Origin of the sequence: Alcanivorax sp. REN37 (assembly GCF_041102775.1) — a bacterium.
Lineage (GTDB): Bacteria > Pseudomonadota > Gammaproteobacteria > Pseudomonadales > Alcanivoracaceae > Isoalcanivorax > Isoalcanivorax beigongshangi.
Map to the genome: position 1 here is coordinate 1 of NZ_JBGCUO010000008.1, position 1,197 is coordinate 1,197.

Genomic DNA, 1,197 nt, shown 5'->3' on the forward strand with positions numbered 1-1,197 from the left:
GTCGTGGCAAAGGCTAAATTTGAGCGTTCCAAACCGCACTTGAACGTGGGCACCATCGGTCACGTTGACCATGGCAAAACCACCCTGACCGCAGCGCTGACCCGTACCTGTCACGATGTGTGGGGCACCGGTGAATCCCGCGGTTACGACCAGATCGACAACGCCCCGGAAGAGCGTGCGCGCGGTATCACCATCGCCACCTCCCACGTTGAGTACGACTCCCCGACCCGTCACTACGCCCACGTTGACTGCCCGGGTCACGCGGACTACGTGAAGAACATGATCACCGGTGCTGCCCAGATGGACGGCGCGATCCTGGTGTGCTCCGCTGCTGATGGCCCGATGCCGCAGACCCGCGAGCACATCCTGCTGTCCCGTCAGGTTGGCGTACCGTACATCGTCGTGTTCCTGAACAAGTGCGACATGGTCGACGACGAAGAGCTGCTGGAACTGGTTGAGATGGAAGTGCGCGAGCTGCTGAACGCGTACGACTTCCCGGGCGACGACACCCCGATCATCAAGGGCTCTGCTCTGAAAGCGCTGGAAGGCGACCAGTCCCCGATCGGCCAGCCGGCTGTTAAAGAGCTGGTTGAGACCCTGGACAGCTACATTCCGGAGCCGGAGCGCGCCATCGACCAGGCATTCCTGATGCCGATCGAAGACGTCTTCTCCATCGCGGGCCGCGGTACCGTAGTAACCGGTCGTGTTGAGCGTGGCATCGTCAAAGTGGGTGAAGAAGTGGAAATCGTGGGTATCCGCGACACCACCAAAACCACCTGCACCGGCGTTGAAATGTTCCGCAAGCTGCTGGACGAAGGCCGTGCTGGTGAGAACGTTGGTGTGCTGCTGCGTGGTACCAAGCGTGACGACGTTGAGCGTGGTCAGGTTCTGGCCAAGCCGGGCACCATCAAGCCGCACACCCAGTTCGAAGCTGAAGTGTACGTGCTGAGCAAAGAAGAAGGCGGCCGTCATACCCCGTTCTTCAACGGCTACCGCCCGCAGTTCTACTTCCGCACCACCGACGTGACCGGCGCTTGCGACCTGCCGGAAGGCGTTGAGATGGTGATGCCGGGCGATAACGTGAAGCTGAACGTGAAGCTGATCGCTCCGATCGCCATGGAAGAAGGTCTGCGCTTCGCAATTCGCGAAGGCGGCCGTACCGTTGGCGCCGGCGTTGTGGCGAAGATCATCGCCTAA

At 61.0% G+C, this 1,197-nt stretch carries 1 protein-coding gene; it reads left to right on the forward strand.

Annotated elements, in window-relative coordinates; all coding sequences use genetic code 11:
• Positions 1-3: 3 nt before the first annotated feature.
• Positions 4-1,197, forward strand: coding sequence for an elongation factor Tu (gene tuf / locus AB5I84_RS13755; RefSeq protein WP_369456486.1), 1,194 nt, complete (start codon positions 4-6; stop codon positions 1,195-1,197).